Source organism: Deinococcus actinosclerus (genome assembly GCF_001507665.1).
GTDB lineage: Bacteria > Deinococcota > Deinococci > Deinococcales > Deinococcaceae > Deinococcus > Deinococcus actinosclerus.
In genome coordinates this window covers 2,921,441-2,944,509 of sequence record NZ_CP013910.1, presented here as the reverse complement: position 1 = coordinate 2,944,509, position 23,069 = coordinate 2,921,441, and the positions used below count along the sequence as shown (strand labels likewise).

Sequence of the window (23,069 nt, the reverse complement as noted above, 5' to 3'; positions counted from 1 at the left end):
TGATGGAAGGGACACCCCCTCTATCAACCATCAACTTTTAACTATGGACGCTGTTTACAGTTCCAGCAGCATCCGCGCCGGGTCTTCCAGCAGGTTCTTGATCATCACGAGGAACTGCACGGCTTCCTTGCCGTCGATGATGCGGTGGTCGTAGCTCAGGGCGATGTACATCATGGGGGCGATCACGACCTGCCCGTTCTGGGCGATGGGCCGCTCGATGATGTTGTGCATACCCAGGATGGCGCTCTGCGGGGCGTTGATGATCGGGGTGCTCATCATGCTGCCGAAGGTGCCGCCGTTCGTGATGCTGAAGGTGCCGCCGCTCATGTCCTCCAGTGTCAGCTTGCCGGACTTGGCCTTCTGCGCGTAGCCGCCGATGGCCTTCTCGATCCCGGCGAGGCTCATCTGGTCGGTGTCGCGCAGGATCGGCACGACCAGCCCACGGTCACTGGCGACCGCGATGCCGATGTCGTAGAAGCCGTGGTAGATGATGTCCTTGCCCTCGACGCTGGCGTTGACGACCGGGAAGGCCTTCAGCGCCTCGGTCGCGGCGCGCACGAACAGGCTCATGAAGCCCAGTTTCACGCCGTGCTTCGCCACGAACTGATCCTGGTACTTCTTGCGCAGGTCCATGGCGGGCTGCATGTTCACCTCGTTGAAGGTGGTCAGCAGGGCCGCGGTGTTCTGCACGTCCTTCAGGCGCTCGCTGATGCGCTGACGGATGCGGGTCATGGGCACGCGCTGCTCGGGACGCGCCCCGGTGGGAATCACGGCGGCGGGCGTCACGGCCTGCGCCGCAGCCTGAGCCGTCTGGGCGGGCGCGGCCTGCTGGCCTACCGCACCCAGCGCGTCGGCCTTCGTGATGTTGCCCTTCGGGCCGGTCGCGGGAATCTGCGCGGGGTTCAGGCCGTTCTCCACGACCACCTTGCGCACGGCGGGGGAGAGGTCGTCGCGGCGCGTCGCCTCGTTGCCCGCACTGGTACCGGCAGCGGCGCTGTCGGGCTGCGCAGCGGTGCCGCCCGCGCTGGTCTCGTTCGCGATCGGACCGCTGACGGCCTCCTGGGTGGCGGCCGGGGCGGGCGCGCTGCCCGCGTCACCCACGACGCCCAGCACCTCCTCGCTGAGCACCGTGTCCCCCTCGTTCTTCGCGGTGCTGACGAGCACGCCGTCCTGGAGCGCCGTGACTTCCAGCACCACCTTGTCCGTCTCGATCTCGGCCAGAACCTCGCCGCGCTTCACGGCGTCGCCGGGTTTCTTATGCCACGCCAGCAGCGTACCTTCGCTCACCGACTCGGAAAAAACAGGAACTTTGATGTCCGCCATAACGCTCTCAGTTATACCCCCCCGGCGCTGTGACTGCGCCGGGGACGCCCGAACACAAGGTACGAAAAAGATCCGCCGCCGCCCAAAGGAGCGGGGCCGCCCCGGTCCTCCCGGAAGCGGCCCCGCTGAACTCGGTGTTCAGCCCTGCTGTTTGGCGGTCTCGGCGAGTTCCTTCTGCTCGGCGACGACCTCGCCGCTGAGTTTCTCGCCCAGCGCGTCGGCGATGACCTTGGCCTGCTCCTTGGCGTGCACGCTGGCGTACCCGGCGGCGGTGCTGGCGCTGCGCGGACGGGTGGAGCTCTTGAGGGTCTGCCCGGGGGCGAGCACCTTCTCGAGGTCCTCCCAGATCATCAGCCACGCGCCCTGGTTCTCGGGTTCTTCCTGCGCCCAGACGACCTGCGCGCCGGGGTGCTTGGCGAGTTCGGCGGCCAGGGCCTCGGCGGGGAAGGGGTACAGCTGCTCCAGGCGGATCAGGGCCGTCCCGGCGTAGCCGTCCTTATCGGCGTCGCGGGCGTCCACGAGTTCCCAGTGCAGTTTGCCGCTGCTGATGACCACGCGGCGGGCGCCCGTGACCTCGGCGTCACCGATGACCTCGCAGAAGCGGCCGTCGGTCAGGTCGGACAGGGGGCTCATGGCGGCCTTGTTGCGCAGCAGGCTCTTGGGCGTCATGACGATCAGGGGCTTGCGGTAGGGGCGCAGCACCTGACGGCGCAGCAGGTGGAAGATCTGCGCGGCGCTTGAAGGCACCACGACCTGCATGTTCTTCTGCGCGCACAGCTGCAGGTAGCGTTCCAGGCGGGCGCTGGAGTGCTCGGGGCCCGCGCCCTCGTACCCGTGGGGGAGAAGCAGGGTCAGGCCCGACAGGCGCTGCCACTTGCTCTCACCGGCGCTCAGGAACTGGTCGATGACGGCCTGCGCGCCGTTGGCGAAGTCGCCGAACTGCGCTTCCCAGGCGATCAGGGCCTTGGGTTCGCTCGTGGAGTACCCGTACTCGAAGGCCATGACGGCCTCCTCGGACAGGGTGGAGTCGATGACCTCCACGCGGCCCTGCCCGTCACGCAGGTGCGCCAGGGCCATGTACTCCTCGTTCAGGGGGTCCTGCGCGTTCTGGTCGTGCAGCACGGCGTGGCGGTGCACGAAGGTGCCGCGTCCGGAGTCCTGGCCGACCAGACGCACGCCGAAGCCCTCGTCGAGCAGGCTGGCGTACGCGAGCATCTCGCCCATGCCCCAGTCGAGCGGCTGCTCGCCCCTGGCCATGGCCTGACGGGGCTTGATCACGGTGCGTTCGATGGTGCGGTGCACCTTGAAGCCGTCCGGCACCTCGGTGAGTTGCAGGCCCAGCGCGGTCAGTTTCTCCTGCGGGACGGCGGTGCTCACCTCGTCGCGCCAGTGGGTGCCGGTGTACTCGCTCCAGTCCACGGCCAGTTTGCTCTGCGCGGCGTTCTCCATCTCCTCGACCACGGCCTCGCCGGCGTCGAGCTGATCGCGGAAGCGGTTGACGAGCGCGTCGCCCTCACCGGCGGCCAGGACGCCCTCGGCCTCCAGCCGCTTCGCGTACAGCGCGCGGGTGCCGGGGTGCTGGTCGATCTCGCGGTACATGATCGGCTGGGTCATGCGCGGCTCGTCGCCCTCGTTGTGCCCGTTGCGGCGGAAGCAGATCAGGTCGATGAACACGTCCTTGCCGAACTCCTGCCGGTACGCCAGCGCCAGATCCCCGCAGAACGCCACGGCCTCGGGATCGTCGCCATTCACGTGCAGCACGGGCGCGTTGGCGATCTTCGCCACGTCCGTGCAGTAGCGGCTGGAGCGGGTGTCGCGCGGGTCGCTGATCGTGAAGCCCACCTGGTTGTTGATCACGATGCGCACGGCCCCACCGGTCGCGAAGCCACGCAGGCGCGACAGGTTCAGGGTCTCCATGACCACGCCCTGGCCGCTCACGGCGGCGTCGCCGTGCACGGTGATGGGCAGCACGCTGCGGCGGCTCTCGTCGCCGCGGCGGTCCTGACGGGCGCGGACGCTGCCGTGCACGACGGGCGACACGATCTCCAGGTGGCTGGGGTTGAACGCCAGCGCCAGGTGCATCGGCCCGCCGGGCGTGCGCACGTCACTGGAGTAGCCCATGTGGTACTTCACGTCGCCCGCCACGTCCGGGTTGTCGCTGAGCTTCTTCTTCCCGTCGAACTCGTCGAACAGCACGCTGCTGGGCTTGCCGAAGATGTTCACCAGGGTGTTCAGGCGGCCACGGTGGGCCATGCCCAGCACGACCTCCTTCACGCCGACCGCCCCGGCCTGCTGGATGATCCGGTCGAGCAGCGGAATGAAGGACTCGCCGCCCTCCAGACCGAAGCGCTTCACGCCCGGGTACTTGTTCTTCAGGTACAGTTCCAGGCCCTCGGCGGCGTTCAGCTTGCTCATCAGGCGGCGGCGCTCGTCACGGCTGAACACGCCCCGGCCCCGGTGGGCCTCCACGCGCTCCTGGAACCACGCGCGCTCATTGGCGGGCAGGTAGTTGAACTCGAAGCCGATCGGGCCGCAGTACGTGTCGTGCAGCTGCGCGATCACGTCCCGCAGCGGGCCGCTGAACGGGCCGTCCTGCACCTGCTCGTTCAGGTCCGCCGCCGACAGGCCGTAGTACTCGGGCGTCAGCTCGGGCACCACGGGCAGGCCGCGCATCTTCAGGGGGTTGGTGTGCGCGCTGATGTGCCCGTACACCCGGAACGCCGTGATCAGCGCGCCCGCCGCCTGCTGCGCGCCGCTCACGCCCTGCGGCGCGGGCACCACGGCCCCGCCGCGGCGCTGCGTGCCCAGCTGGTAGAACGCCTCCTGAACCTTCGAGTGCGGCGTCTCGTGCGCGCCGCCGCGCAACTCGTCGAAGTAGGCCCGCCACTGCGGATCGACACTCTGGGGGTCCGCCAGGTACGCCTCGTACAAGCCCTCGATGAAGGCCGCGTTCCCGCCGGACATGATCGTCTGCGACTGCGTCATAACGCCTCAGCATACCGCCCCCCGCGCGGCGCATTGGCATCCGCGCCCCCCGGAATTTGTTCCCGCGTGCGTAACCACCCCCCCCACCCCGGCCAGCGCCCGCCCCGGGGGGCCGGGGCACCCGCTTACACCACCCCCACCCGCGCCCGCCCGTGACCCGTCACCATGAGGGTATGACGCACCCCGCCTTTCAGGTCACGCACGCGGACTTCCACGCCCTCTTCCCGGCCGGCGCGGCGCCCGAGCAGCTGGGCAGCGGCTACGCCTGGACGGAGGGACCCACCTACGTCGCGGCGCGGCGGCGCGTGATCTTCAGCGACCTGCGCCAGAACCGCACCTGGGCCTACACCGACGACGATCAGCTGATCGAGGAACTGCACCCCAGCGACTACCAGAACGGCCACACCGTGGACGCGCAGGGCCGCCTGATCGCCTGCTCGCAGGGGCGGCGGGCGCTGCTGCGCCAGGAGGAGGACGGCACCTGGACGACCCTGGCCGACCGCTTCGAGGGCGGCCGCCTGAACTCCCCGAACGACGTGGCCCTGCACCCCGACGGGAGCCTGTGGTTCACCGACCCCACGTACGGCCTCGACAAGCCCGAGGAGGGCGGGCGCGGCGAGCCGATGGAGGTGCCGGGCCGCTGGGTGTACCGCCTCGCGCCGGACGGCACCCTGAGCGCCCCCATCCGCGAGCGGCACAAACCCAACGGGCTGGCCTTCGCGAGTGCGGACACGCTGCTGCTGGCCGACACGGGCGAGCACCCCGGCACGTACCGCTACCACGTGACCCCCCAGGGCGAGGCGACGCTGGAGGGCCTGCACTTCACCGTGACGCCCGGCAAGACCGACGGCCTGCGCCTGGACGAGGCGGGCCGCATCTGGAGCAGCGCCGCCGACGGCGTGCACGTCCTGACCCCGGACGGGCAGGAACTGGGCCGCATCCTGTTCCCGCAGACGGTCAGCAACCTCTGCTTCGGCGGTCCCGACGGCACCACCCTGTTCGTGACGGCCAGCAGCGGCTTCTGGCGCGTCCCGACCACCACCCGCGCCCTGCACCTGTAAGGCGGGATTCGCCAAGAACGTCATAAGGGCCGCCCGCCCGAACGCCGGGGCGGCCCTCCGTACACTGGAGTCATGCAGATCCTGTCGCGCGTGACCCTGACCTTCGGCGTGATCATCCTGATCGCTGCCGCGCTGCTGCTCGGGAAGGACGTCATCGACATCAACCAGCTGCACGCCGTGGCGAACGCCAACCGCAGCACCAACTTCCCCAGCCCGCTGAACACCGTGCTGATCACCGCCGTGCTCGCCGTGATCGGCGGGTTCCTGACCGGCCTGGGCCTGGGTATGCCGGCGCGCCGCAACCGCACCCCGAACCCTCACTGATCGCCGCGCTGCCTCCCCTGCGCCTCACCGTCCGGTGGGGCGTTTCCGTCGCCCGGGCTGCCCCTGGCGTGCCATCCTGAACGCGCCCCATGAATATTCGTCCCCTGATCGCCGCGCTGCTCGTCACGACCGCCCACGCGGCCCCTGGCGTGCAGGGAGACTGGCACGGCGCGTTCTACCGCCTGACCCTGACCGGCCTCGGCCCGCGCGACGGCACGCTCAGCCTCCTGCCCGGCGGCACCGGCGCGGACCTGCGCTTCACTGCCGCGCTGCCCACCCTGACCCGCACGGTGCCCACCGCCCAGGACCAGATCCAGATCAACGTGAAGGGCCAGGGTGTCCAGATCCGCAGCGCGCAGGGCCGCCCCCTGCGCGTGAACCTCATGTCCGTCCGCGCGGGCGTGGAGGGACCCACCCGCTTCACCGCCATCGACCTGTACCCCGAGGAGGCCTGGACGACCTACGAGCCCGTGCCGGTCACGCCCTGCCGCGCCCCCGCCCCCGTGCCGGAACTGCCGTACCAGCCGCCCGCCTTCGCCAGCGGCCCGGTCGGGTTCTACCTCGCGCAGATCGACCCGCGCAGCGGCGCACCCCTGCGGGTCATCGCCAACGACCCGGATAGCCTGTACCCCCTGGCGAGCACCTTCAAACAGATCGTCCTGTGGGGCACCCTGCGCGACGTGACGGCCGGCCGCCTGACCCTGAACACCCGCCTGAGCGTCACCGAGGCCAACCGCAGCATCGAGGCGTACCAGCCGGGCGCGCGCACCGTGCAGAACCTCGCCACGCAGGCCATCGTGCAGAGCGAGAACACCGCCAGCGACGTGCTGCACCTGCGCTACGGCCCAGGCCGCCTCCAGGCCCTCGTGACCGCGCAGGGCGCGTGCCACACCCGCGTGGACACCACCACCAAGGCGTGGTGGGCCGCGCAGGCCGGACTCCTGAGCAGCGTCTACGGCCCCGACGTGAACGCCGGCGCGCAGCAGGCCTTCAGCCTCCCCCCCACCGGGGAAGCCCAGATCCGCGCCCAGGCCGTGCAGCAGGCCCAGACCCTGAACGCCGACCGTCTCCTGGACCACCTCGACCGCGCCTTCTTCAGCCCCACGTACCACCCGCAGACCGAGGTGTACCTGCAAAACCGCAGCACCCCCCGCGAGTGGGCCGCGCTGATCACCCGCCTGTACCTCGACCCCAGCCTGACCGCCAGCACCCGCGCGTTCCTGCGGGACACCCTGGCCAAGGGGTGCTGCCGCGTGAAAGACCCCGGCGTCGCCTACTGGGGCAGCAAGGCCGGGAGCGGCTGGCGGAACGTCACCATGAGCGGCCTGCTTACCCTGACCACCGGGCAGACCTTCGTGTACGCCTACTTCAACCCCGGCTCGGACGTCATCGACAGCCCGCACATCGAGCGGCAGCTCCCGGACATCGCCCGGTACGTGCTCGACAACGCCAGACGGCTCGGTGGCGGCGCGCCCTGACGGACGGGCTTCAGTGCAACTGAGCAGGCGGTCAACAAGTGAGGCGGCGTGCGGAGAACTCCTGTGATAAGTCCAGGGTAACGCCACTGCGAGCCCACTCAAGGAAGACTTGCCATGACACTGGAATCACTTCAGCGCGCTGCCTCTAGCGCCCAGAGCAGCCAGAACCGCGCCACGACCACGCCGCCCGCCAATCTTCAGTCACGAGGACTGGCCCGCACCCTGACTGCTGCGCCAGGCTATGTGTTAAACCCCGACGGCTACCCAGCGGCCACACTGACGACTGGTCAGATTCAGAAGGCCATCACCTGGTATCAGAACAACGCGGCGCTGTACACGCCGCGCGTGATCACAGCCGTCCAGCAGCGTCTGAATCTCAGCGCGACGGGAAAGGTCGATCTGGGATTCGTCAAGGCAGTTGCGCGCTGGCAGGCCACCTATGATCTGGAGGACAGCAGCAACCGCCTGATCCCACTCCGCAGTGGCAAAGCGATCTCCGCTTACCCCGCGACAGGGGTGCTCACCGCAGAACAACTCAGCAAACTCTTTCCTGCCGGGCTGGCATCAGATAAGAACGTCAGGGCCTTCGCCAGTAGCGCACTGGAGATCAGTCGGCGCTGGCGGTCGCTAGGAAGCCAGGAGAAGAGACGGCAGGCGGTCTACCGTTTACTTCAGACCACACTGGCGACTGCTGGCGTGTACGAACCCACCTTCGTTCTCAAACTCATGGATGAGGCCACGCGGGGAACCTTCTCAGCGACTGCCTGGACACTGACCGTGAACAGCGACTTCTTTCACCAGAAAGAGGCCACCGAGCAGCAGATTCAGTCGTTCCTGCTGACCCTGTTCCATGAAGCCCGCCACGCAGATCAACTGTTCACCGCGCTGCGGTATCTGGCCGGCCTGGGCAGAACAGCCAGACAGATCGCCGCAGAAACGAAACTGGACAGCACCAGCAAGCCTGTTCTGGCCGCCCTTCAGAAGCCGGTCGCGCCGGACAGTCCGCTGGGGATCGTCGCGCAGGAGTGGTACCACTCCTATTTCGGCAAGAACAGAGGGCACCGTCAAACCACGCTGTACAACATGAACCTGGGACCCATCATCGCTGCAAATGAGCGGGAACTCCGGAAGCAGACCGCCGCGCAGCAAGTCGTCACCTCCGCATTGAAAACAGCGACCGGTTCGCGACGTGACGTCCTGAACCGCGAGAAGGAACGCCTGGACACCTTGATCGGCTTCCTGCAGGGCAAACTGAACGAGCAGCGGCCAAACTACGCAAGGGCCGAGCGCGACTACCGATTGCTTCCCGAGGAACGGGATGCCTGGGATACGGCCATGAACGCTGCGAAGTTCGTCTACAACCCGGAGTACCTCAAGTGAACCGCCACGCGCTCCTGCTGCTGACCCTGCTCACCGCCTGCACCGTAAAGTCCCAAGGGCCGGGCGTCTCCTGGCAGAGAGGCGACTGGCCCGCCCTTATCCTTCAGATCTGCCAGGAGATGACCGCCGTCACCTCACCGGAACTGCTGGCACGTACGCTCGGCCCCCATGAAACCGATCCGCTGAATGGCGCAGGGTTCCTGCGCCTCACGGCACTCCCGCCAGCGGTGAACTCTACCCTGATCTACACCTCAGAACCGCTGGACGCGCTGGTATTTGAAGTGGATTTCAGCCCTGTGCAGGGCCCGACCGTGAGGTCCCTGCAACAGGCCCTGGGCGCAGCCACGGAACTGCCCGCCGCAACGGAGTCGGGAGGCCAGGCAGTCCTGGGTTTCCGCACCATCCAGGCGGGTCGCCCATGCGTCATCAGTGCTGCTGTGCGCCGCGAGGATATGCAGGTACAACCCACCGATCAGGCTGAGCAGATCAGCATTCATATCGAAGCCGAATGAACTGACCAGAACCTGCGCCACGCGCCTTGTCGCCGTGGGCTCAGTGATGTGATGGGTGTGGACACGGCGAGGCCAGAGCCCACCTACCCGCCCAGTGCCCGCACGAGTTCCGCCTTGCTCATGCGGCTGCGTCCGGCGACCGCCTGCTCACGGGCGCGGTTGTACAGTTCGTCGCGGGTCAGGTCACCCAGGGCCGCGTCCGGATGGCCGGTGCCCTGCGTGCGCCGGTTCGGGGTGCGGCCCTCCTCGCGGCGCTGCTTGTTCACGGTGCGCGCCGCGATCTCCTCGGCGCGCTCCTCGGGTTCACCGCGCGCCAGTTCACTGTCCCTGACATGCTGGTACTGCCGCTCATCCTTGCCACTCCAGCTCCTGGGCATACGACACCTCCTGAGACGCCGAGCCTAGGCCGGGCGGGGCAGAGGGCCGATGAAAAGCCCCTCAAGCTCGCGTCATGAGGGGCAGGGTGGGGCGACCCGCGCCCGGCGGTGAAGGATTACTCGGTCAGGCTGCGGTTCAGGCGGGCCTTGTCCTCGGCGATCTTGCCCAGGATGAAGAACGTCGGCGCCCAGTGACCCACGAACAGCCCGTCGCGTTCCTTGTCCGAGGACTCGTTCTGGAAGTACTGCGTGGCGCTGATCAGAATGGACGCGAACCCGGCCAGATACAGGATGTTGTGCAGTTTCATAGGGACCTCCGGAGCAGAGAACAGCCAGAGCGAAGAGCAGGCGCCGCACGGGCGGCGTACCCCCGGAACGCACCCGTCCCGGTCACCGACCTCCACACTTCAGCGCAGACGACCGCGCGAGATCGTAGGGGTTCGGACCCTCTGAGATGAACCTCAAGTGCCCCTGAACTCAGCCTCAACTGTGACCTCACGCCCAGCCCATCGGGGGACGGTGAAGTGCGGTCCAGTCGGCCCCGCGGACCGTCCATGGCCGGCGGCAGCGAACCAGGGGCAGCGACGCACGGAGGTTCAGATGGGCATGTTGACAGGCAAGGTCGCATTCATCACCGGGGGCGCCAGCGGCATCGGCGCGGGCACTGCGCGGCGGTTCGCGCAGGAAGGCGCGCTGGTCGCGCTGGCCGACGTGCAACCCGACGAGGGCGAGAAGGTCCGCGACGAGATCACCCGCGCCGGCGGGGAAGCCCTGTACGTCCCCTGCGACGTGAGCGACGGGCACTCCGTCCGGGACGCCATCGAGGCGACCGTCGCCGCGTACGGGCGCCTGGATATCGTGTTCGCCAACGCCGGGATCAACGGCGTGTGGGCCCCCATCGACGAACTGCACCCGGACGAGTGGGACAAGACCCTGAACATCAACCTGCGCGGCACGTACCTCACCGTGCACCACGCCGTGCCGCACCTGAAACGCGCGGGCGGCGGCAGCATCCTGATCACCAGCAGCGTCAACGGCAACCGCACCTTCTCCAGCCCGGGCGCCAGCGCCTACAGCGCCTCCAAGGCCGGACAGGTGGCCTTCACGAAGATGATCGCGCTGGAACTCGGCCGGCACAACATCCGCTGCAACGCCATTTGCCCCGGCCTCATCCACACGAACATCCAGGAGCGCACCGACCAGCGCCACACCGACCAGATCGGCATCAAGGTCGAACTGCCCGGCGGCAACCCCGCCCTGCACGGCGGAGAGGGCGAACCCGTGGATGTCGCCGACGCCTGCCTGTTCCTCGCGTCCGACCTGGGCCGCCACGTGTCCGGCATCGAACTGTACGTGGACGGCGGCGCCTCCCTGCTGCGCTAGGCGTACGGCTGTGCAGACACGACCGCCTGCACCCGCCCCACCTCCCCAGTCGTCAGGCGCACCTTGATCCCATGCGGATGCGAGGGGGAGCGGGTCAGGAGCGCCGCCACCACCCCCCGCGTCAACCGCCCGGTCGGCTGATCCTGCTTCTGAACGATATCCACGGTCACGCCGGGCTGAATCTGCGAACGGAGAGGAGGCATGGACTCAGGGTACGGGACGCTGCCGCGTAGGTCGTCTGGCGGATGGGGCTGGCCGCAAGGGTGGGTATGCTGGGTGGGTCTGGGGGAGTGGTCTCAAGAGGAAGGGCACCGGTAAAAACGTTCAGTGACCGGAAAGGCGGAAGTCTTGGGCGCAGGCTGAAAGGCCGGGACGGGTTGCGGATGCACCTATAGCGGCCCCGCGAGGGGTGGGTTGAAAGCAGCAAGGGAAGCGCGTTTCCTGAAAAGTTCCAGCGTCATTCATGCGGGTTCGACTCCCGTCTCCTCCACCAAAAAAGCATCGGCCCCGCGCAGAGGCCGATGCTCCGTTCTGGCAGGATTCAGACTTCCAGTGCCAGCTTGTCCACGTCATTTAACAGCGGCGTTCCGGCGGGGTACTCCCCGTTGAAGCACGCCAAGCATAGGCCGGGGCCGCCGACGGCTTCGCGGATGCCCTGCTCACTGATGAACGTCAGGGTGTCCGCCCCGATCAGGTCGCGGATCTCGTCGATGCTGTGCGTACTGGCGACGAGTTCCTTGCGGGCGGCGGTGTCGATGCCGTAGAAGCACGGGTGCTTGATGGGCGGGCTGCTGACCCGGAAGTGCACTTCGGTCGCGCCTGCTTCGCGCAGGAGGTTCACGATCTGGCGGCTGGTGGTGCCGCGCACGATGCTGTCGTCCACCAGCACGACGCGTTTGCCGCGCACGGCGCTGGTGGGGCTGAGCTTCATCTTGACCTTCAACTCGCGCGCTTCCTGCGTGGGCGCGATGAACGTGCGGCCCGCGTAGGGGTTCTTGTACAGGCCGTAATCGAACGGAATGCCGCTCTCGCGGGCGTAGCCGATGGCCGCGCCGATCCCGCTGTCCGGGACGGGCACGACGATGTCGGCGTCCACGGGGTGTTCCCTGGCGAGCTGGTGGCCCATGCGGATGCGGCTCTCGTGGGCGTCCGCGCCGTCCAGCTGGCTGTCGCTGCGCGCGAAGTAGATCCACTCGAACGCGCAGGGGGTGGGCTGGCGGGGGGCGACCATCATGGAGTGCAGGCCGGTGCGGTCGATCCACACGAGTTCGCCGGGCTGCACGTCACGGATCAGGCGTGCGCCCACGGCGTACAGCGCGCACGGCTCGGACGCGATCACGTACGCGTGGTCGTCCCGCTGCCCGATTACCAGGGGCCGCACGCCGTTCGGGTCGCGGAAGCCCAGCAGTTGCGTGCGGCTCATCAGCACGCACGCGAAGCCACCCTTCAGGCGTTTCATGGCGGCGGCGGTGGCCTCCACGAGATCCATGTGGCTCTCGCGGGCGATCAGGTTCAGCATCACCTCGCTGTCGTTCGTCGTCTGGAACAGCGCGCCCTGCATCAGCATGTCGTTGCGGACCTCGCGGGCGTTCACGAAGTTCCCGTTGTGCGCCAGCCCCAGGATGCCCTTGTTCGTCCGGGTCGTCAGCGGCTGCGCGTTGAAGCGCAGGTTCGACCCCGTCGTGGAGTACCGCACGTGCCCGATACTCACCCGCGCGTTCGCCAGCCGCACGCTGTCCAGGCGCCGCTCATCGAACACCTGCGTCACCAGACCCAGATCCTTCTCCACGTGGAACTTCTCCCCGTCCGACACGCACATCCCCGCCGCCTCCTGCCCACGGTGCTGCAACGCAAACAGGCCCAGGTACGTGAACCACGCCAGATCCAGCGGCTCCGGCGAGAACATGCCAAACACACCGCATTCATCCTGCGGCTTATCAAGAATCGGATCAAAGATCATGCAAGGCTCCAGAGGTGGGGGCCGGGGGCGCGCGTGGCCCCCCTCCCAGCCTCCCCCACGAGGGGGGAGGGGTGAAAAGATGGGCGGGATGCAGCGCAGGCGACAGAGGGGAAGCGTCAGTACCGAGGTGGCGCGGCGGTTGCGGCGTGACATGACGCCGGAGGAACGGCTGCTGTGGTCGCGGCTGCGCGGGGCAGGGCTGGGGGTGAGTTTCCGGCGGCAGGAGGTGATCGGGCCGTTCGTGGTGGATTTCGTGTGTTATCCAGCGCGGCTGGTGGTGGAACTGGATGGGAGCCAGCATGCGGGCAGCGAGTCGGACCGGTTGCGGGACGCGAAGCTCACGGCGGACGGGTTCACGGTGCTGCGCTTCTGGAACAACGAAGTGCGGGGCAACCTGGACGGTGTGCTGGCACGCGTCGCGGAGCATCTGGCGGGCGTGACGTGACTCCTCCCCCCTTGTGGGGGAGGTTGGGAGGGGGGTGGCCGTGTGACCACCGCTCCCGCCGCAGTTCATCCCAGGATCTCCGCGAGGGGGGTGGTGTGGGCGTGGGTGAGGGTGCTGAGGGTCACGCTCAAGTGTATGTGGTGGGTGGGGAGGGCAATGGTGACGGTGTCGCCGCCGGTGGTGCCGAGGCGCGCAAAGGGGACGCCCTGGGCGGTGAGGGCCGCTTCGGTGCCGGCGTCGTCGGGGGTGGCGATGAGGATGCGGGCGTGCGCTTCGCCGTACAGGAGGGCGTCGGCGCGGGTGGTGGTAGGGGCGTCCAGGGTGACGCTCAGGCCGGTGTGGCCCGCGATGGCCATTTCGGCCAGGGCGACGGCGAGGCCGCCTTCGGCGCAGTCGTGGGCGGTGTCGGTCAGGCCCGCGCGGATCAGGTGCAGGGCGGCGTCGATGACGGCCTGTTCGCGGGTCAGGTCGAGGGTGGGGACGCGCCCGGCTTCGAGGCCGTGGACGGTTTCGAGGTACTGGCTCGCGCCGATGCTGTCGGCGTGCTCGCCGATCAGGTAGAGGGTGTGGCCCTCGCCCTTCAAGTCCATGGTGGCGCGTTTGGTCACGTCGGGCAGCACGCCGACCATGCCGATGGTGGGGGTGGGGTGAATGGCGACGCGTTCGTCCCCTTCGGTGTACTGGTTGTACAGGCTGACGTTCCCGCCGGTGACGGGGGTGTTGAGATGACGGCAGGCGTCGGCGATGCCGTGCACGGCGCGTTCCAGCTGGTAGTACACCTCGGGCCGGTGGGGGTTGCCGAAATTGAGGTTGTCCGTGATCGCCAGTGGGGTGGCGCCCACGCAGGCGAGGTTGCGGGCGGCCTCGGCGACGGCGGCGGCGGCGCCCGCGTACGGGTCGAGGTACACGAAGCGCGGGTTGCAGTCACTGGTGGCGGCCACGCCCATGCCGGAGCCCTTGACGCGCATGACGGCGGCGTCGGCGGCGCCGGGCACGACGACGGTGTTCGTCATGACCTGATGGTCGAAGCGCTGGTAGATGGGGCGTTTGCTGGCAATCGTGGGATGAGCGAGCAGGTCGGTCAGGACCGCGCCGAGGTCGCCGGGGACGGGCACGCCGCTCAGGTCACGCTCGCGCTTCGCCCTGATCTCCTCGGATTCGATGCCCTCGCGGGTGTACTTGGGCGCCTCGTTCAGCAGGTCCACCGGCAGGTCGCAGACGACCTCGCCGCGCCACGTCAGGCGGTAGTTCGTGTGCCCCTCGACCTGCCCGATGGTCACCACGTCCAGTTCCCACTTGGCGAGCAGGTCCAGCAGCTCCTGCTCCTTGCCGGGCACCGGCACCAGGATCATGCGCTCCTGCGACTCGCTCAGGCACAGTTCCATGGGCACCATGCCGTCCTCGCGGGTGGGCACCAGATCCAGGTCCATGGTGATGCCCAGCCCGGCGCGGTACGCCATCTCGCAGGTGCTGCTGACCAGTCCGGCGGCTCCCATGTCCTGCACGCCCGCCACGACGCCCGCCTGGATGGCCTCCAGCGTCGCCTCCAGCAGCAGTTTCTCCATGAACGGGTCGCCCACCTGCACGGCGGGACGGTCCGCCTGACTGGCGTTGCTGAGGTCGGCGGACGCGAACACCGCGCCGCCCAGCCCGTCGCGCCCGGTCTTGCTGCCCACGTACACGATGGTGTTCCCGACCTCACCCATCGTCCCCTTCGCCAGATCCTCGTGGCGCAGCAGGCCCAGCGCCATCACGTTCACGAGCGGGTTCTCCTGGTAACTGGGGTGGAAGGTCACCTCGCCGCCCACCGTGGGCACGCCGATCGCGTTGCCGTAGTGCGCGATGCCCTCCACCACGCCGTTCAGCAGGAAGCGCGTGCGGGGGCTGTCCGGGTTCCCGAAGCGCAGGGAGTCCAGCACCGCGAAGGGCCGAGCGCCCATCGCGAAGATGTCGCGCAGGATGCCGCCCACGCCCGTCGCCGCGCCCTGCACCGGCTCCACCGCCGACGGGTGGTTGTGGCTCTCCATCTTGAACGCCACGCCCCACCCGTCCCCGATATCCACCACGCCCGCGTTCTCACCGGGACCCTGCAGCACCTGCGGCCCGGTCGTGGGGAAGTGCCGGAACAGCGGGCGGCTGTTCTTGTAGCCGCAGTGCTCGCTCCACATGGCGCCCACGATGGCGGCCTCCAGCGCGTTCGGCTCCCGGCCGATACGCGTGACGAGCAGGTCGAATTCTTCGGTGGACAGGCCAAACGTGCCCGCACGGTCGCGGAGGGTGGCGGCTTGCGTCATTGAAGCTCCTTGCAAACCCGGGCGCGGCCCGGGCGGGGATGGATCGGGAGTGGGGAAGAGGGGGTGTGGGTCACGCCTGCGATTTCAGCAGGAGGTTCAGCTGGCCGCGGTGGTAGCCGACGTGGCGCAGCTGCATGCCGAGGGCGAGGCGGCGGGGGCGGGTGCCACTGGGCGTGGCGGCGCTGAAGACCTCGCCGTTCAGGGCGCTGTCGCCCGCCTGTTCCAGCCACGCGACGACCTGCGCGCCGGTCTCAGTCAGCGCGGCCAGGATCTGCTCGCGCGGGTCGCCCTCGCGGACGGGCGCGGGCTGGGTGCCCAGCGCCTGCACGCGGGCGTTGTCCTCCCACCCCAGGTGGTGGTAGGTGGGGGTGCGGTCGTCCAGCACCATCAGGCGCAGCCACTCGGCGATGTGCAGGGCGTGCCACGCGGGGCTGTGGCCCATCCGGGGCGTGTGGAAGGCGTCGCCCGGCGCCTGCTCCAGCGCGGCGCGGAACAGCTCCAGCTCGCTGCGGAACTGCTCGGCCAGGTAGGCCGTCACGGCACCCGGCGACGGGGGGGTCACCGGGACACCAGCGCGCCCTTCAGGCTGTCGAACAGGCCCCGCCCGTCCTCGCTGCCCAGCAGGGCCTCCACGGCCCGTTCGGGGTGGGGCATCATGCCGAGCACGTTCCCGCGTTCGCTGACGATCCCGGCGATGTCGTTCAGGCTGCCGTTGGGGTTGTCCACGTAGCGGAACACGACCTGCCCCTCGCCCTCCAGCCGCGCGACCGTCTCGGGGTCGGCGTAGTAGTTGCCCTCGCCGTGCGCGATGGGCACCTCGATGACCTGCCCCTTCGTGTACGTGCCGGTGAACGCCGTGCCGGTGTTCTCCACGCGCAGGTGCACGGGGCGGCACAGGAAGTGCAGGTCGCGGTTGCGACTCAGCGCGCCGGGCAGCAGGCCGGACTCGGTCAGTACCTGAAAGCCGTTGCAGACGCCCAGCACGAACCCGCCGCGTTCGGCGTGCGCCTTGACGGCCTGCATGATCGGGCTGCGCGCGGCAATCGCGCCGCTGCGCAGGTGATCGCCGTAAGAAAAGCCGCCGGGCAGGAACACCAGCTCCGTACCCTGCGGCAGGCCGGCCTCGGTGTGCCACACGAACTGCGCGCCCTGATCGAGGAGCAGCTGCGCGGCGTGCAGCGCGTCGCCGTCGCAGTTGCTGCCGGGAAACTGGATGACGGCCGTCTTCACGCCCCGACCAGCTCCTCGCCCTGTTGTTCACTGAGTTCCCAGCGGGCGTCCTCCATGACAGGGTTCGAGAGGACGTTCTCCGTGATGTCCTTCAGCTGCGCCTCGACCTCCGCGCGGCTGCCCGAGAGGGTCAGTTCGATGTACTTCCCGACGCGCACGCCACTCACGTTCCCGTGATCCAGGTGCGACAGCGCCCGCTCCACGGTGCGGCCCTGCGGGTCGAGAATGCTGGGCTTCAGGGTCACGAACACTTTCGCTTTAAAGGTGGACATGGTGGGGCTCCTTCGAAGGGTTGATGGCAAGAGGCTCATGGCGGATGGTCAGGAGTGCTGGCGCAGGTGGATCGTGGCGGTCGGCCATCGACCTTCAACCATTCGCGCCCGGTGCGGTCACGCGCCGGAGCATCTCCGCGTAGGCGTCTTCCACGCCGCCGAGGTCGCGGCGGAAGCGGTCCTTGTCCATCTTCTCGTTCGTCTGGGCGTCCCAGAAGCGGCAGGTGTCGGGGCTGATCTCGTCGGCCAGGACGACCGTGCCGTCCGCGAGGGTGCCGAATTCCAGCTTGAAGTCGATGAGGCGCACGCCGCGCGCGGCGAAGTACGGCACGAGGAACGCCTGCACGTTCAACGCCAGTTCACGGATGCGGGTCAGCTGCTCGGGGTGGCCCAGCCGAGCGCGACGGCGGTGTCGGTGTTGATCAGGGGGTCACCCAGCGCGTCGCTCTTGTAGCAGTACTCCACGACCGGGCGGGACAGTTCGGTGCCTTCCTCGACGCCCAGGCGTTTGCTGAACGACCCGGCGGCCACGTTGCGCACGATGACCTCCACGGGGATGATCGTCACGGCCCGCACGAGCTGCTCGGTGTCCGACAGCTGCCGGATGAAGTGCGTGGGCACGCCCGCCGTTTCCAGCTGTGGGAAGAGGTGCGCGGTGATCGCGTTGTTGATCGCACCCTTCCCCCCGATCTGGGCTTTCTTGACGCCGTTGAAGGCGGTCGCGTCGTCCTTGTACTCCACCACGTACTCGTTCGCGTCGGGGGTGGCGTAGACGCGCTTGGCTTTCCCCTCGTACTTCAGTTCGCCTCTACCGGTCATACGCCCTCCGTGGGGAGCGCGCGCTCCCCGGAATGTAGGAAACGCGTCCCCCGAAGCAGAGCGGGGCGACGCTGAAATGTCGCAGAACTGAGCATGTGCAGGCCTCCATCGCCGTCTCTCGGACGGGCTTACCGCTCCCGTTGCGTGGGGTGCGGGGCGTCTCACGGGACGCGGGTGGAAGAGAAGATGTATGCCCGCCCCGAGAGGGGGCGGTCACCGCTGCGCAGCGTAACACCCCCGCATGAGGCGCACGCGGAGGTGTTCAGAGGACTTGGACGAGGCCGCAGCGGCGAGGCGTGCGCAGCCGGAGTCCGGATCAGTCGTCGCTGGCCGCGGCGGCCTTCTTCCGCGCGACCTCCTCGCGCACCTCGGCGACCAGGAAGGTGCAGGCTTCCGCGCAGGGCATCCCGCCGGGCACGCCGTCGAGGAACGAGTGGGTCAGCCGGTCCCCCGCCCACAGGCGCGTGCGCAGGCAGCCGCCGCACACCCGCTCGGCGACCCGCTCGACCTGTTCGGGCACGGCGCGCTGCACCTTCGCGTAGATGCCCGTCTGCCGCCGCGCGGTGGTCGCCCAGGGGGTGGGGCGCAGCGCGTGGCAGCCGTGCGCGTACGTTTCCTCCACGACCGCCGGGTAGGTGTAGTGCACGGCGCGGCGCAGGTCGGCCTCGTTCAGCACGGCCCGCCAGCCGCGCGGCAGGCTGCGCAGCGTGTGCACCGGGCGGTGCTCGCCGCCGTCCGTGAAGCGCACCCGGTCGCGCACGCCCTCGGGCGTGACGAGCGTCATCAGGTCGCCGCCCGGGCGGCCCTCGTCCAGCGCGTTGCGGATCTCGAACACGCCCAGTTCCGGCGTGACGAGCAGTTCCCCGATCCGCGCGCCCCGCCGGGCGAGGGTCAGGAACGCCTGCCACGCGGCCTCGTGCCCGCGTTCGGTGTCCCCGCCGGGGCCGCCCGCGCCGCGCGCCTCCTCCGCGAGGTGCAGGATGACCTCTGCGACCGCCGCGTGCGTCCCCACGGGCCGCGCGTAGTGCACCTGCTGCGGGCCGTGCGGGGTGTCCGGGAAGGGCGTGACCACGCCGCTCAGGCCCAGTTCCTCCGGGATGGTCTCCAGGGTGTGCCAGCCTTCGGAGGCGAAGAACGGCACGACCACCACGCGTGGGGCGCGCACGAGGTCGGCCCAGCCGGTCACGCGCGGCTCCTCGTCGAGGAACAGGGCGTGGACCTCGCTGAACAGCCCCCGCTCCCGCAGGCGCGCGGCGTTCTCGTAGATCACGCGGCTGCTGTTCTCGTTGCGGGTCGTGCCGTGCCCCAGCACGATCAGCGCGGTCTCGACGCCGTCCGCCGGGCCGTCCGGGCCGAGTTCGGGCAGCACCTCGCGGGCGCGCGCGACGATCACGTCCGCCATGCCGGGGTGCACCCCGTACGGCGGGGTGTAGCGCACGGTGCGCCCCCCGATCACCCGGGCGATCCCCTCGGGCGGCACGGGGCCCTGGTGGCCCAGGCCCAGTTCACGCGGGATGACCGTCTCGGTGAAGTACCCCTCGCTGATGAACATGGGAATCACGGTCACGTCGGTGCTGGCGGTCGTCTTGAGAACCTGCCGCAGCGACGGTTCCTCCTTCCAGTAGCCCTCAATCACCTCGTCGAACAGGCCGCGCGCGCGGATCAGCTCCGCGTAGCGGTACGCGGCGACCGCCGATTCCCCGTTCAGGTGGGACCCGTGACCAATCAGCACCAGTGAGCGCATACAGACCGGACTGTAGCGCCCCGCGCGCCGCGCGAGTGTTCACCGGATCGCCCCGCCCGGCAGCGGCAGAGGTGCAGCAGGGGTGACGGCCGCAGGCGTGACGGCAGAGGCGAGCGTGAACGCCGCTGAAGGCCCCCCTCACGCCCGCCCCGCCCGGCGGCGGGTAGCGTGAGCAGCGTTGCCCCTCAACCCACGTCCCGCGCGGCGATCCGCTGCCCGCGCCCCCACCACCCCGGAGGTACCCGCATGTTCTTCCAGCAGAAAGACCGTCACGAGCAGATGGCCCGACTCGACCCCCGCGACACGAACGGCGATGGGCAGGTCAGCCCCCAGGAAGCCGCCGCGTACATCCAGGACTACCTGCAGCAGGCCAGCCCCGAGGAACGCAGCCAGATCCTGCGTGACTACGTGGGCGGCATGAGCCCCGAGCAGCGCCGCGAGATGGGCGACGCCATCGTGCGCAGCCCCGCCAACCCCGTCACCCAGGTCCGCCACGACGACGACGACGACCTCGTGGACGCCTACACCCGTACCGCGCAGGCCCCCGCGCAGGACGGCAAGAGCCCCCTGGAGGCGGCCTTCGCGCCCGGCGGGATGCTCAGCAGCCCCCTGGTGAAGGCCGGACTGGTCGGGCTGGCCGGCATGATCGGCAGCCGCATGCTGCGCCGCTGACCCGTCACCGCGCCCCTCAGGCCCGCGCGTTCCTGTGCCCCTCCAGGGGCCGGAGCGCGCGGGCCGCTCCCCTGTCAGGCGCGCTGATCTGGGCATCCGCCCGGGCAGGCGCACGTACAATGGCGCGCAATGCCCCTGACGTACCTCAAGCGCATCGCCCAGACCCCCGCCCCGACCTTCCACGAGGAGCGGCGCGCGGACCTGATCGCGGGCCTGTGGACGGACCTGGGCTACGCGGTCGAGCGGGACGAGGCCGGGAACGTCCTCACCCGGATCACCCCGCCCGGCACCGAGGGCCTTCCTGCGCTGCTGCTCGCCTCGCACCTCGACACCGTCTTCGACGCGGACACCGACGTGACCGTCCGCGAGGAGGGCGGGCGGCTGGTGGGGCCCGGCGTGGGGGACAACAGCGCCAGCCTGGCCGTCATGACCGCGCTGCTGCGCGACCTGCGCGAGCGGCCCGCCCCGCTGCGCCGCCCGCTGTGGCTCGCCGCCAACGTCGGCGAGGAGGGCCTGGGGGACCTGCGCGGCGCCAAGCACCTGCTGCGCGCCCACCGCGCGCAGCTGGGCGCGTTCCTGGCCGTGGACGGTTACCTGGGCATCGCCGTGACCCGCGCCGTGGGCGTGCGCCGCTACCGCGCCACGTTCATCGGGCCCGGCGGGCACTCCTGGGGCGATCAGGCGCCCAGCGCCCTGCACGCCCTGGGCCGCGCGATCAGCGCCCTGTACGCCCTGTACCTGCCCACCAGCCCGCGCACCACCCTGAACGTGGGCGTCGCAACGGGCGGCACCAGCGTGAACTCCATCGCCGGCACCGCCGAACTGCTCCTGGACCTGCGCTCCCTAGACGGCGAGGTGCTGAGCGACCTTGACCGGCGCGCGGTGGCGGCCCTGCACGCGGCGGCGCGCGAGGCGGGCGTGAAACTGCACCTGGAGCGGGTCGGGGACCGCCCGGGCGGCGACCTGCGCGGCGAGGCGCTGCTGGAGCTGGTGCGCGAGGCCAGCCGCGAGGGCCGCATTGACCTGCGCGTGGCGAGCAGCAGCACCGACGCGAACGCCGCCGTTCCGCACGACCTGCCGGCCCTGGCCGCCGGGGTGTACCGCGGCGGGAACGCGCACCGCACCGACGAGTGGGTGCAGGCCAGCAGCCTGACGCCAGGCCTGAAGTTCCTGCGGCGCGTGGTGGAGCTGTACCAGCGCCGCCCCGTCCGCTGACGGTGGGGCGCTGAGGGCCGGGCGCTGACCCGCCGCGCAGCATGCCCCCGGCTGGGGGTGGATTTTGGCGTCCTGGCGGGCGAATCCTGTGACTTCCGTCGCAATCGCCGCCCACCAAATTCCCATGCGTGCGGCGCACAATACGGGGACCGATGAACGCCACACCTGCCCGCCCGGTGACTGCCCTGTCCTTCCTTCGCGCCGCGCGCACGGCAGGCCTCACGGCGCTGCTGCTGGGTGTCGGCGTGGCGCCCGGCGCGCTGGCGCAGAGCGTCGTGTCGCCCGCGCAGGACCTCTTCAACCGCGCCAACCTGCTCATCCAGAACGAGTACGGCGGGCTGTCCACCGTGGACCGCGCCGCCCTGACCCGCGAGTACCAGACCCGGCTCGACAACGTCTGCGCGCCCGCGCCCGACACCTGCGCCGAGGCGAAGGCATACCCGGTGCTGGAGGCCGAACTGACCGCCCTGGGCGACGAGCACACCTTCTTCCAGACGCCCGAGGACTACCGCGACTTCCGCGCCAGCGTCACGGGCGGCAGCCGGCTGCAGTTCGGGGTGAAACTGGGCGCACTGGACGGCCAGAACCGCGTCGTGACCGAGGTCGTGCCCGGCAGCGCCGCCGAGGAGGCCGGGCTGCGGCGCGGGGACGTGCTGCTCACCATCGACGGGAAGGCGTACACCTACGACAACCTCCGCGCGGCGCGCGAGCAGGGCCAGACCATCACCCTGGGCGCCGAGCGACTGGGTCAGCCCCTGAATCTGACGATCACCGCGCGTGAGAGCAGCACCGTGGACCTGCCGCGCCTGAGTTTCGTGCCTGCGGGAACCGGTGAGGCGGCCGTGATCCGCATTCCGACCTTCCTGTCGGGCGGTGGGGTCGCGCAGCGCGTGCACGATCTGGTCGGGCAGGCCCAGGCGCGCGGCGCGAGCGGCGTGATCGTGGACCTGCGCGGCAACACCGGCGGGAGCCTCGCCGAGTGCGACAGCGCCGTGAGCGCCTTCGTGCCCAACCTGACCCGGCTGGCCCGCAGCGCCGACGGGAACGCCCGCACGGTCGTGAGTCGCGGGACCCGCCTGGAGGACGGGCGGCTGGCGGGCAGCGTCCGCAACCCGAACCTCTGGAGCGGGCCGATGGCCGTGCTCGTGGACGAGGGGAGCGCCTCGTGCAGCGAGTTCTTCGCGTTCGAGATCCAGTACGCCCGGCGCGGCCCGGTCCTGGGCGAGCAGACCGCCGGGGTGGGCAACACCGCCACCCGCGTCTTCCCGGTGGGCGAGGGAGCGCTGCAACTGACCATCCTGCACTACGCCAAGCCCGACGGCACCCCCTACCCGGTGAGTGTCACGCCGGACGTGGTGCGCGAGCAGGGCGAGGCCACCACCCGCGAACTCACGCGCGGCGTGGACAGCCTCCTGAGCGCCGGGGTGGACGCCCTGAGCGGCGCGCCGACCCTGGGCCTGAACCCCTTCGGGCGGCCCTGACCCCCGGCAGTCGGCGCGGCCCCACGTTGCTGGCGGGGCCGCGCCGCCGCGTCTGGTGGCGGCTGCCCCGCGATGCCGGACGCGCCGCGCGCCCCGGACCCCGCGCAGGGCCTA

Annotated in this window: 21 protein-coding genes and 1 pseudogene; 10 read left to right on the top strand and 12 right to left on the bottom strand. The window is 69.7% G+C overall.

All coding sequences use genetic code 11. The features are described from left to right. Positions 1–54 precede the first annotated feature (54 nt). On the bottom strand, positions 55–1,323 hold the full coding sequence (odhB, locus tag AUC44_RS14465; RefSeq protein ID WP_062159349.1) for a 2-oxoglutarate dehydrogenase complex dihydrolipoyllysine-residue succinyltransferase: 1,269 nt from the start codon (positions 1,321–1,323) through the stop codon (positions 55–57). A gap of 138 nt (positions 1,324–1,461) precedes the next feature. Next, the gene (locus tag AUC44_RS14460; RefSeq protein ID WP_062159348.1) at positions 1,462–4,308 is read right to left on the bottom strand and encodes a 2-oxoglutarate dehydrogenase E1 component; all 2,847 of its coding nucleotides are present in this window, start codon (positions 4,306–4,308) and stop codon (positions 1,462–1,464) included. 173 nt (positions 4,309–4,481) lie between these two features. Between AUC44_RS14460 and AUC44_RS14455 the strand changes: the two genes are divergently transcribed. The 5 genes from AUC44_RS14455 (at position 4,482) to AUC44_RS14435 (ending at position 9,063) form a co-directional block, all read left to right on the top strand. Continuing rightward, complete coding sequence (locus tag AUC44_RS14455) at positions 4,482–5,369, top strand: SMP-30/gluconolactonase/LRE family protein (RefSeq protein ID WP_062159347.1); 888 nt, start codon at positions 4,482–4,484, stop codon at positions 5,367–5,369. Positions 5,370–5,441: 72 nt separating this feature from the next. After that, the gene (locus tag AUC44_RS14450; RefSeq protein ID WP_062159346.1) at positions 5,442–5,693 is read left to right on the top strand and encodes a hypothetical protein; all 252 of its coding nucleotides are present in this window, start codon (positions 5,442–5,444) and stop codon (positions 5,691–5,693) included. A gap of 89 nt (positions 5,694–5,782) precedes the next feature. After that, positions 5,783–7,171, top strand: a complete 1,389-nt coding sequence (locus AUC44_RS14445; RefSeq protein WP_062159345.1) for a serine hydrolase — start codon at positions 5,783–5,785, stop codon at positions 7,169–7,171. Positions 7,172–7,285: 114 nt separating this feature from the next. Then, positions 7,286–8,551 carry a hypothetical protein gene (locus AUC44_RS16680; protein ID WP_157445393.1) on the top strand — a complete coding sequence of 422 codons (1,266 nt, stop codon included), beginning with the start codon at positions 7,286–7,288 and terminating at the stop codon, positions 8,549–8,551. Next, positions 8,548–9,063 carry a hypothetical protein gene (locus AUC44_RS14435; RefSeq protein ID WP_062159343.1) on the top strand — a complete coding sequence of 172 codons (516 nt, stop codon included), beginning with the start codon at positions 8,548–8,550 and terminating at the stop codon, positions 9,061–9,063. Before AUC44_RS16680 ends, AUC44_RS14435 begins: the two co-directional genes overlap by 4 nt. A gap of 83 nt (positions 9,064–9,146) precedes the next feature. On the opposite strand, the gene AUC44_RS14430 is transcribed toward AUC44_RS14435, so the two are convergent. Together AUC44_RS14430 and AUC44_RS14425 are read right to left on the bottom strand one after the other, a co-directional pair. Further along, positions 9,147–9,440, bottom strand: a complete 294-nt coding sequence (locus tag AUC44_RS14430; protein WP_062159342.1) for a hypothetical protein — start codon at positions 9,438–9,440, stop codon at positions 9,147–9,149. A gap of 116 nt (positions 9,441–9,556) precedes the next feature. Further along, a complete protein-coding gene (locus AUC44_RS14425; RefSeq protein WP_046843961.1) occupies positions 9,557–9,748 on the bottom strand; it encodes a hypothetical protein in 192 nt (63 codons plus the stop codon). A 292-nt stretch (positions 9,749–10,040) separates the two neighbouring features. On the opposite strand from AUC44_RS14425, the gene AUC44_RS14420 reads away from it, so the two are divergent. Then, the gene (locus AUC44_RS14420) at positions 10,041–10,823 is read left to right on the top strand and encodes an SDR family oxidoreductase (protein ID WP_062159341.1); all 783 of its coding nucleotides are present in this window, start codon (positions 10,041–10,043) and stop codon (positions 10,821–10,823) included. On the opposite strand, the gene AUC44_RS14415 is transcribed toward AUC44_RS14420, so the two are convergent. Beyond that, on the bottom strand, positions 10,820–11,026 hold the full coding sequence (locus tag AUC44_RS14415) for a YwbE family protein (protein WP_062159340.1): 207 nt from the start codon (positions 11,024–11,026) through the stop codon (positions 10,820–10,822). The genes AUC44_RS14420 and AUC44_RS14415 overlap by 4 nt on opposite strands. 338 nt (positions 11,027–11,364) lie before the next feature. Further along, the gene (gene purF, locus AUC44_RS14410; protein ID WP_062159339.1) at positions 11,365–12,783 is read right to left on the bottom strand and encodes an amidophosphoribosyltransferase; all 1,419 of its coding nucleotides are present in this window, start codon (positions 12,781–12,783) and stop codon (positions 11,365–11,367) included. 151 nt (positions 12,784–12,934) lie between these two features. On the opposite strand from purF, the gene AUC44_RS14405 reads away from it, so the two are divergent. Next, positions 12,935–13,228, top strand: a complete 294-nt coding sequence (locus AUC44_RS14405; protein ID WP_231724463.1) for an endonuclease domain-containing protein — start codon at positions 12,935–12,937, stop codon at positions 13,226–13,228. Between the two features lie 65 nt (positions 13,229–13,293). Here the strand turns inward: AUC44_RS14405 and purL are convergent, their stop codons facing one another. The 6 genes and pseudogenes from purL to AUC44_RS14375 form a co-directional block, all read right to left on the bottom strand. Beyond that, complete coding sequence (purL, locus tag AUC44_RS14400; protein WP_062159338.1) at positions 13,294–15,522, bottom strand: phosphoribosylformylglycinamidine synthase subunit PurL; 2,229 nt, start codon at positions 15,520–15,522, stop codon at positions 13,294–13,296. A gap of 70 nt (positions 15,523–15,592) precedes the next feature. Beyond that, positions 15,593–16,060: a DinB family protein gene (locus tag AUC44_RS14395; RefSeq protein ID WP_231724462.1), complete on the bottom strand. Its 468-nt coding sequence runs from the start codon at positions 16,058–16,060 to the stop codon at positions 15,593–15,595. Between the two features lie 20 nt (positions 16,061–16,080). After that, complete coding sequence (gene purQ / locus AUC44_RS14390; RefSeq protein WP_062159336.1) at positions 16,081–16,752, bottom strand: phosphoribosylformylglycinamidine synthase subunit PurQ; 672 nt, start codon at positions 16,750–16,752, stop codon at positions 16,081–16,083. Next, a complete protein-coding gene (gene purS / locus AUC44_RS14385) occupies positions 16,749–17,024 on the bottom strand; it encodes a phosphoribosylformylglycinamidine synthase subunit PurS (RefSeq protein WP_062159335.1) in 276 nt (91 codons plus the stop codon). The genes purQ and purS overlap by 4 nt, the downstream gene beginning before the upstream one ends. Before the next feature lie 94 nt (positions 17,025–17,118). Next, positions 17,119–17,843 (bottom strand): annotated as a pseudogene (purC, locus tag AUC44_RS14380) (phosphoribosylaminoimidazolesuccinocarboxamide synthase). A gap of 316 nt (positions 17,844–18,159) precedes the next feature. Continuing rightward, on the bottom strand, positions 18,160–19,587 hold the full coding sequence (locus tag AUC44_RS14375; RefSeq protein WP_062159334.1) for a DR2241 family protein: 1,428 nt from the start codon (positions 19,585–19,587) through the stop codon (positions 18,160–18,162). A gap of 246 nt (positions 19,588–19,833) precedes the next feature. On the opposite strand from AUC44_RS14375, the gene AUC44_RS14370 reads away from it, so the two are divergent. The 3 genes from AUC44_RS14370 (at position 19,834) to AUC44_RS14360 (ending at position 22,955) form a co-directional block, all read left to right on the top strand. Then, positions 19,834–20,259 carry a hypothetical protein gene (locus tag AUC44_RS14370; protein ID WP_062159333.1) on the top strand — a complete coding sequence of 142 codons (426 nt, stop codon included), beginning with the start codon at positions 19,834–19,836 and terminating at the stop codon, positions 20,257–20,259. Positions 20,260–20,388: 129 nt separating this feature from the next. Continuing rightward, entirely contained in the window at positions 20,389–21,474 is a 1,086-nt protein-coding gene (locus AUC44_RS14365; RefSeq protein WP_062159332.1) for a M20/M25/M40 family metallo-hydrolase, read from the top strand. A gap of 152 nt (positions 21,475–21,626) precedes the next feature. Beyond that, positions 21,627–22,955 carry a S41 family peptidase gene (locus AUC44_RS14360; protein WP_062159331.1) on the top strand — a complete coding sequence of 443 codons (1,329 nt, stop codon included), beginning with the start codon at positions 21,627–21,629 and terminating at the stop codon, positions 22,953–22,955. Positions 22,956–23,069: the final 114 nt, after the last annotated feature.

What these genes read in the sequence shown, in the direction of transcription:
- odhB (WP_062159349.1), bottom strand. Translation starts at nt 1,323, where the DNA reads ATGGCGGACATCAAAGTTCCTGTTTTTTCCGAGTCGGTGAGCGAAGGT.
- AUC44_RS14460 (WP_062159348.1), bottom strand. Translation starts at nt 4,308, where the DNA reads ATGACGCAGTCGCAGACGATCATGTCCGGCGGGAACGCGGCCTTCATC.
- AUC44_RS14455 (WP_062159347.1), top strand. Translation starts at nt 4,482, where the DNA reads ATGACGCACCCCGCCTTTCAGGTCACGCACGCGGACTTCCACGCCCTC.
- AUC44_RS14450 (WP_062159346.1), top strand. Translation starts at nt 5,442, where the DNA reads ATGCAGATCCTGTCGCGCGTGACCCTGACCTTCGGCGTGATCATCCTG.
- AUC44_RS14445 (WP_062159345.1), top strand. Translation starts at nt 5,783, where the DNA reads ATGAATATTCGTCCCCTGATCGCCGCGCTGCTCGTCACGACCGCCCAC.
- AUC44_RS16680 (WP_157445393.1), top strand. Translation starts at nt 7,286, where the DNA reads ATGACACTGGAATCACTTCAGCGCGCTGCCTCTAGCGCCCAGAGCAGC.
- AUC44_RS14430 (WP_062159342.1), bottom strand. Translation starts at nt 9,440, where the DNA reads ATGCCCAGGAGCTGGAGTGGCAAGGATGAGCGGCAGTACCAGCATGTC.
- AUC44_RS14425 (WP_046843961.1), bottom strand. Translation starts at nt 9,748, where the DNA reads ATGAAACTGCACAACATCCTGTATCTGGCCGGGTTCGCGTCCATTCTG.
- AUC44_RS14420 (WP_062159341.1), top strand. Translation starts at nt 10,041, where the DNA reads ATGGGCATGTTGACAGGCAAGGTCGCATTCATCACCGGGGGCGCCAGC.
- AUC44_RS14415 (WP_062159340.1), bottom strand. Translation starts at nt 11,026, where the DNA reads ATGCCTCCTCTCCGTTCGCAGATTCAGCCCGGCGTGACCGTGGATATC.
- purF (WP_062159339.1), bottom strand. Translation starts at nt 12,783, where the DNA reads ATGATCTTTGATCCGATTCTTGATAAGCCGCAGGATGAATGCGGTGTG.
- AUC44_RS14405 (WP_231724463.1), top strand. Translation starts at nt 12,935, where the DNA reads ATGACGCCGGAGGAACGGCTGCTGTGGTCGCGGCTGCGCGGGGCAGGG.
- purL (WP_062159338.1), bottom strand. Translation starts at nt 15,522, where the DNA reads ATGACGCAAGCCGCCACCCTCCGCGACCGTGCGGGCACGTTTGGCCTG.
- purS (WP_062159335.1), bottom strand. Translation starts at nt 17,024, where the DNA reads ATGTCCACCTTTAAAGCGAAAGTGTTCGTGACCCTGAAGCCCAGCATT.
- AUC44_RS14375 (WP_062159334.1), bottom strand. Translation starts at nt 19,587, where the DNA reads ATGCGCTCACTGGTGCTGATTGGTCACGGGTCCCACCTGAACGGGGAA.
- AUC44_RS14370 (WP_062159333.1), top strand. Translation starts at nt 19,834, where the DNA reads ATGTTCTTCCAGCAGAAAGACCGTCACGAGCAGATGGCCCGACTCGAC.
- AUC44_RS14365 (WP_062159332.1), top strand. Translation starts at nt 20,389, where the DNA reads ATGCCCCTGACGTACCTCAAGCGCATCGCCCAGACCCCCGCCCCGACC.
- AUC44_RS14360 (WP_062159331.1), top strand. Translation starts at nt 21,627, where the DNA reads ATGAACGCCACACCTGCCCGCCCGGTGACTGCCCTGTCCTTCCTTCGC.